The 6551-nt window shown below is 66.5% G+C and carries 9 protein-coding genes; 5 read left to right on the forward strand and 4 right to left on the reverse strand.

Annotation, left to right across the window (positions count from 1 at the left end):
* The 3 genes from AC1DU6_RS16195 to AC1DU6_RS16205 all read right to left on the reverse strand — a co-directional run.
* Positions 1–337 (reverse strand): hypothetical protein (locus AC1DU6_RS16195; protein ID WP_477858302.1); only part of this gene is annotated, 337 nt, incomplete at its 3' end.
* A 127-nt stretch (positions 338–464) separates the two neighbouring features.
* Positions 465–1238, reverse strand: a complete 774-nt coding sequence (locus AC1DU6_RS16200) for a tetratricopeptide repeat protein (RefSeq protein ID WP_457326411.1) — start codon at positions 1236–1238, stop codon at positions 465–467.
* 14 nt (positions 1239–1252) lie between these two features.
* Entirely contained in the window at positions 1253–1918 is a 666-nt protein-coding gene (locus AC1DU6_RS16205) for a TetR/AcrR family transcriptional regulator (RefSeq protein ID WP_056193685.1), read from the reverse strand.
* Positions 1919–2061: 143 nt separating this feature from the next.
* Here AC1DU6_RS16205 and AC1DU6_RS16210 point away from each other — a divergent pair, with 143 nt between their 5' ends.
* Genes AC1DU6_RS16210 through hisD form a run of 5 tightly spaced genes read left to right on the forward strand, consistent with a single transcriptional unit; the run spans position 2062 to position 5973 of the window.
* Positions 2062–2982 carry an ABC transporter ATP-binding protein gene (locus tag AC1DU6_RS16210; protein WP_056193688.1) on the forward strand — a complete coding sequence of 307 codons (921 nt, stop codon included), beginning with the start codon at positions 2062–2064 and terminating at the stop codon, positions 2980–2982.
* Positions 2979–3734, forward strand: coding sequence for an ABC transporter permease (locus AC1DU6_RS16215; protein ID WP_457323447.1), 756 nt, complete (start codon positions 2979–2981; stop codon positions 3732–3734). The genes AC1DU6_RS16210 and AC1DU6_RS16215 overlap by 4 nt, the downstream gene beginning before the upstream one ends.
* A gap of 39 nt (positions 3735–3773) precedes the next feature.
* A complete protein-coding gene (locus tag AC1DU6_RS16220; protein ID WP_056193694.1) occupies positions 3774–4016 on the forward strand; it encodes a BolA family protein in 243 nt (80 codons plus the stop codon).
* Positions 4013–4669, forward strand: coding sequence for an ATP phosphoribosyltransferase (gene hisG / locus AC1DU6_RS16225; protein ID WP_477858305.1), 657 nt, complete (start codon positions 4013–4015; stop codon positions 4667–4669). Before AC1DU6_RS16220 ends, hisG begins: the two co-directional genes overlap by 4 nt.
* Positions 4666–5973 carry a histidinol dehydrogenase gene (gene hisD / locus AC1DU6_RS16230; RefSeq protein ID WP_477858307.1) on the forward strand — a complete coding sequence of 436 codons (1308 nt, stop codon included), beginning with the start codon at positions 4666–4668 and terminating at the stop codon, positions 5971–5973. Before hisG ends, hisD begins: the two co-directional genes overlap by 4 nt.
* A gap of 14 nt (positions 5974–5987) precedes the next feature.
* Here hisD and AC1DU6_RS16235 read toward each other — a convergent pair.
* Positions 5988–6551, reverse strand: a 564-nt coding sequence (locus tag AC1DU6_RS16235) for a GNAT family N-acetyltransferase (protein ID WP_477858309.1), incomplete at its 5' end; no start/stop codon positions are given.

A 6551-nucleotide genomic window follows, 5' to 3' on the forward strand; every position in this document is an offset into this window, starting at 1 on the left:
GACGGAAAGGCTCGGCCTTCTTCTTGGCGGCGGTCGGGCGGCCGGCGGCCGTCGGGTAGGCGGCCATCACCTTGGCCGGGTCGGCCTTGTCCAGGTAGGCGGCGTACTGCTGCTCGGTGCAGGCCAGCAGCTTGCCCGGCTTGGCTTCGCCCTTGTACTTGCCATTGGCGTAGACAAACTGGTACTCGTTGGACGGGACCGGCGTTGCCACGCTGCTGGTGTCGGTGTAGCTCTTGGCGCACTCGGCGCGCAGTTCGGCCTGCTCGGGCGTGGCGTTGTTGCCGGCTTGGGCGGCAAAGACGGTGACGGCAGCGAAAGCGGGGATCAGGAACTTCATGGCGCGGTCTCGTGTGGGGGGTGGCTGGTGGGGACGAAGCTTACGCCGCGACGCGCTGACTTGCACCCCCGGAGGCACGGGAGATCGGGTCGTGAACTCCGTCACGATCTGCGATCGGTACCGTGAATTACTCCTCAAGTTCCTCTTTGGCCAGCTCGATGTCGAGCAACTCCATCGCGTCCATCGCCTCGCAGGCGGCCGCGTCGGCGTACAGCTTCTCGGCCTCCTTCATGCGCTTGTCGCCCTCCAGCATGACGAGGCCGTTGGCGCGTTCGATCATGGCGATGGCACTGGCCGGGTTGAGCTTGAGGGCCTGCTCGAACATCTTCAGGCCGGTGGCCGTGTCAGCACCTTGCGTGCGGCCCAGCAGCTTGCCGACCTTGTCGATGACTTCGGCGTGGAAGGCGCCCAGCGCGATGTGGGCGTCAGCGTGCTTGGGCGCGAGTTCGATGGTGGTTTCCAGCGCGTTCTTGACCTTGCTGCCCAGGCCTTGCGCCAGCGCCTTGGCGACGCTGATGCCCTGGCCGTAGCGGCCGATCGCGTAAGCCTGCCAGTACCAGGCGTTGGGGTTCTTGGGCTCCTCGGCCTGCTGCGCCTCGGCACGCTCCGCGATCTCCAGGAACATCTCCAGCTTCACCTTCTCCTTCTTCTCGAGGTAGTTGGCGTAGATACCCTGGGCCTTGTTGGCGACCGTGATGCCGGCGCCACCGGCGGCGAGGCCCGCGTCGTAGGCGGCCTGGAAGTCACCGGCATGGAAATGAATCCAGGCCTGCAGCACCGCGGCGTCCTTGGGGAGGGGCTCGGCGTCACCGGCATGCAGCCGCGCCCAGTGCTTCTTCAGCGTGGCCGGCGTGTAGACGAAGGCGCTGTTGTCGTAGGGGAAGGCAGTCCACTTGGCCATCGCTTTTGTCTCCATCAGGGTTGTGATGATTGGTATTGGCCGGCGAGCTTGAAGAGGTGTTCCTTGGACGCAGGCTCAAGGTAGGGTAGCAGCAGGGAGAGCGCGTGGAAGGCGCCACGCATCAGCGCTGCGCCGGCGCGATCGGGCTCCAGCGCATGGCGCGGGTCGCGCACGTATTCGTAGCTCAGCCAGTAGCTCACCACCACGACCATCGCGTTGGCCGTCGGCGCCGCCTCGCGCAGGTCCATCTTCAGCGCGCCGCCCAGGTGCAGCCCCGACAGTACGTGGCGCATCGCCTGCTCCTTGGCGGCAAGCAGGGTCTGGAAATGGGTTTCGAGGCGGCGGTTCTTGAACAGCAGGTCGTTCAGGTCGCGGTACAGGAAGCGGTGCTTCCAGATCAGCTCGAACAGCATGTGGAAGAACAGCCAGGCGTCCTCCACATTGCGCACGTTGTCGGCCGCGGCGAGCAGCTCGTTCAGCTCGGCCTCGTAGCGGCCGAAGAGAGCGTTGACCAGTTCGTCCTTGGCCGGGTAGTGGTAGTAGAGGTTGCCCGGGCTGATCTTCAGTTCCGCCGAGATCAGCGTCGTCGACACATTGGGCTCGCCAAAGCTGTTGAACAGCTCCAGCGTGACCTCCAGGATGCGCTCGGCGGTGCGGCGGGGGCGTTTGGGGGTGGGCATGTCAGGAGCGCGCGGCCGCCCGGAGCGGATGACGCACCCCCTCGGGGCACAGTGAATGCAATGAGCATGGGGGCGCACAGGTCATCGGGTCATTCTGGCAGTGATCGGCACCGAAATAGGGCTGACTTTTAGAATCGCGCCCCATGCCGAATTCAGCCTCCCCGCCCGCCATCTCCTTCGAGAACGTCAAGAAAACATACCGGGGAGGGCAGGTGAAGGCGCTGGATGGTGTCAGCTTCGACATCCATTGCGGTGAATTCTTCGGCCTGCTGGGCCCCAACGGTGCTGGCAAGACGACGCTGATCAGCGTGCTTGCCGGCCTGGCCAAGGCCACCGAGGGCCGTGTGCGCGTGATGGGCCATGACGTGGTGGACGACTACGCCGCCGCCCGCAAGGCGCTGGGCGTGGTGCCGCAGGAACTGGTGTTCGACCCTTTTTTCAGCGTGCGCGAGTCGCTGCGCATCCAGAGTGGCTATTTCGGCGTGCACGGCAACGATGACTGGATCGATGAATTGCTGCACAACCTGGGCCTGACGGACAAGGCCAACGCCAACATGCGCCAGCTGTCGGGCGGCATGAAGCGCCGCGTGCTGGTCGCCCAGGCTCTGGTGCACCGCCCACCCGTCATCGTGCTGGACGAGCCCACGGCCGGCGTGGACGTGGAACTGCGCCAGACGCTGTGGCAGTTCATTGCCCGCCTCAACAAGGAAGGCCACACGGTGCTGCTGACCACGCATTACCTCGAAGAAGCCGAAGCCCTGTGCCAGCGCATTGGCATGCTGAAAGCCGGCCGCATCGTGGCACTGGACCGCACCTCGCAGCTGTTGGCGGGTACGGCGTCCACGATGCTGCGTTTCAAGACCGATGCCGCGCTGCCACCTGACATCGCGGCGCGTGCGCGGGTAACGGGGCGCATCGTGCAGGTGACGGCGCATGACGCCCATGAGGTCGAGACGACGCTGGCCGAGCTGCGCGGACAGGGAGTTCCCATCGAAGACCTGGAGATCGGTCGCGCCGATCTCGAAGACGTGTTTCTTGAAATCATGCAGGGAGAGCACGCATGAATGGTGCTTCCACCCTCTTCAAGAAGGAAGTCCTGCGCTTCTGGAAGGTTGCGTTCCAGACGGTCTGCGCCCCGGTGCTGACGGCGGTGATGTACCTGCTCGTTTTCGGCCACACGCTGGAAGATCACGTGAAGGTCTACGACAGCGTCGGCTACACGCAGTTTCTGATCCCCGGTCTCGTGATGATGAGCGTGCTGCAGAACGCCTTCGCCAACAGCTCGTCCAGCCTCATCCAGAGCAAGATCACCGGCAACCTCATCTTCCTGCTGCTGACGCCGCTGTCGCCGTCGGCCTGGTTCGTCGCCTATGTCGGCGCGGCCGTCGTGCGCGGGCTGGCGGTGGGGGCGGGCGTGCTGCTGGTCACCGCCTGGTTTGCGCCGCCGGGCCTGGACAACATCCTGTGGGTGCTGCTGTTCACGGTGCTGGGCGCCGGCCTGATGGGCACGCTGGGCCTGATCGCCGGCCTGTGGGCCGAGAAGTTCGACCAGTTGGCCGCCTTTCAGAACTTCATCATCATGCCGATGACGTTTCTGTCGGGCGTCTTCTACTCAGTGCACTCGCTGCCCGGTTTCTGGCAGGGCATCAGCCACCTGAACCCCTTCTTCTACATGATCGACGGCTTCCGCCGCGGCTTCTTCGGGGTCAGCGACGTGTCGCCTTGGCTCAGCCTGGGCGTTGTCGGGGTCAGCTTCGCGGTCACGGCAGGCCTCGCTTTATCGCTGCTGAAGAGCGGCTACAAGATCAGAAGCTAAGCCGTCTCTAGAATCTCGGGTTTCCACCGAGGACCCGTGATGGCCGACCCGACCCCGCAAGAAGTGCGCGATTTCATTGCCGCAGGCCTGCCCTGCGCGCATCTCGAAGTCGAGGGCGACGGCCGCCACTTCTTCGCGACCATCGTGTCGGACGAGTTCAACGGCCTCTCGCGCATCAAGCGCCACCAGCGTGTCTACGCGGCCCTGGGCGAGCGCATGCGCGAGCAGATCCATGCGCTGTCGATGAAGACGCTGAGCCCCGAAGAGTGGAGCGCCCAATGACCGGCCTGACCCTCGCTCTCTCCAAGGGCCGCATCTTCGAAGAGACGCTGCCGCTGCTGCGCGCCGCCGGCATCGAGGTGCTGGAAGACCCCGAAACCTCGCGCAAGCTGATCCTGCCGACCAACCGCGAAGGCGTTCGCGTCGTGCTGGTGCGTGCCAGCGACGTGCCGACCTATGTGCAGTACGGCGGCGCCGACCTTGGCGTGGCCRGCCGCGATGTGCTGCACGAGCAGGCGCTGGCCCAGGGCGGCTCGCACGGCCTCTACCAGCCGCTGGACCTGAAGATCGCCCGCTGCCGCATGAGCGTGGCCACGCGCGCCGACTTCGACTACGCCGCCGCCGTCAAGCAGGGCTCGCGCATCCGTGTGGCCACCAAGTACACCGAGATCGCCCGCCAGCATTTCGCCGACAAGGGCGTGCACGTCGACCTCATCAAGCTCTACGGCTCCATGGAGCTGGCGCCGCTGACCGGCCTGGCCGAGGCCATCGTCGACCTGGTCTCCACCGGCGGCACGCTGAGGGCGAACAAGCTGGTCGAGGTGGAGCAGATCATGGACATCTCGTCCCGCCTCGTCGTCAACCAGGCCGCGCTCAAGCTCAAGCGCGACGCGCTGCGCCCGCTGATCGACGCCTTTGCCTCGGCCATTGCATGAAACTCGTTCGCCAACTCTCCACCGCCGCGCCCGACTTCGATACCGAGTTCGAACGCCTGCGCTACTGGTCGGCGGCGGACGATGCCGCCATCGAAGGCCGCGTCGCCGAGATCCTGGCCGATGTGCGCGAGCGTGGTGACGCTGCCGTGCTGGATTACACCGCGCGCTTCGACCGCGTGACGGCCGACAACGTCGCCGCGCTGGAGATCACGCAAGCCGAATTGCAGGCCGCGCTGGCCTCGATCACGCCGGCCCAGGCCACCGCCCTGCAGGCTGCAGCCAAGCGGGTGCGGGCCTACCACGAGCGCCAGCTGGAAGCCTGCGGCCGCAGCTGGAGCTACCGCGACGAGGACGGCAACCTGCTCGGCCAGAAGGTCACGCCGCTGGACCGCGTGGGCATCTATGTGCCGGGTGGCAAAGCGGCCTATCCGAGCAGTGTCTTGATGAACGCCATCCCCGCACAGGTCGCGGGCGTCGGCGAGATCATCATGGTCGTGCCCACGCCGGACGGCGTGCGCAACCCGCTGGTGCTGGCCGCCGCAGCGGTGGCGGGCGTGCATCGCGTGTTCACCATTGGCGGCGCACAAGCCGTGGCGGCGCTGGCTTACGGCACGGCCACCATCCCGCGTGTCGACAAGATCACCGGCCCGGGCAATGCGTATGTGGCTTCGGCCAAAAAGCATGTGTTTGGCCAAGTCGGCATCGACATGATTGCCGGCCCCAGCGAGATCCTCGTCATTGCCGACGGCACGACACCGCCCGACTGGGTGGCGATGGACCTGTTCAGCCAGGCCGAGCACGACGAACTGGCGCAGAGCATCCTGCTCAGCCCGGACGTCGCCTTCCTGGATGCCGTCAGCGCCAGCATGGAGCGCCTTGTCGAGGAGATGCCGCGCGAGGCCGTCATCCGCGCGTCGCTGGCGGGCCGCGGCGCGTTGATCCTGACGCGCTCGATGGAAGAGGCCTGCGAGATCAGCAACCGCATCGCGCCCGAGCATCTGGAGATCAGCGCCGCCGAGCCGCAGCGCTGGGAGCCGCTGCTGCGCCACGCCGGCGCGATCTTCATGGGCGCCTACACGAGCGAGTCGCTCGGTGACTATTGCGCCGGCCCCAACCATGTACTGCCCACGGCCGGCACAGCGCGCTTCTCGTCCCCGCTGGGCGTCTACGACTTCCAGAAGCGCAGCAGCCTCATCGAAGTCAGCGCCGAGGGCGCGCAGACACTCGGCCGCATCGCCAGCGAGCTGGCCCACGGCGAAGGCCTGCAGGCCCATGCACGCGCAGCCGAACTTCGATTGAAGTGACCTACAGCTGAAAGCTAGGCCGCGTCGACAGGCGCGGCCTTGAACGGGCTGCGCTCCGGCGGCTCATCGTGCTCGGCCGTCTTGGTCAGCGCGGTGGTGATCCAGTTCAGCGCCGACACGCGGTGGCGCACCGCGCAGCTCAGCGGCTCAGGTCTACAGCCCATCTTGGCCTTGGGCTCCAGCGCCGTGCGGCCCAGGCTCAGCCGCGTCGAACCGAAGGCGATCGCGTCCTGCACAGTGGACTGCAGCAGCGTCAGGTAGATCGGTGCCTCGGCATTGGCCGCGCGGTCGTAGCCGATGTAGTAGCCCAGCGTCGTGTCGCCGTCGTGCACGCTGGTGACGAAGCCCAGCCAGCGCCCGTCGGCATGCTCGGCCACGCGGCAGCGGAAGCGCGCACCCAGGGCGGCGGCCATTGCCGGCAGATAGCCTGGCGTCAGCGTTGCCAGCCGCAGGCCCTGGGCCTGGTGGACCTGGCCATAGAGAGCATGCAGCTCGTCGGCCCGCGCCAGCAGCTCCTCGGCGCTGGCCTCGCGCAGCGTCAGGCCGGCCGCGGCGCAGTCCTTCAGCAGCTTCTTGGC

Source organism: Roseateles sp. P5_B10, from assembly GCF_056400485.1.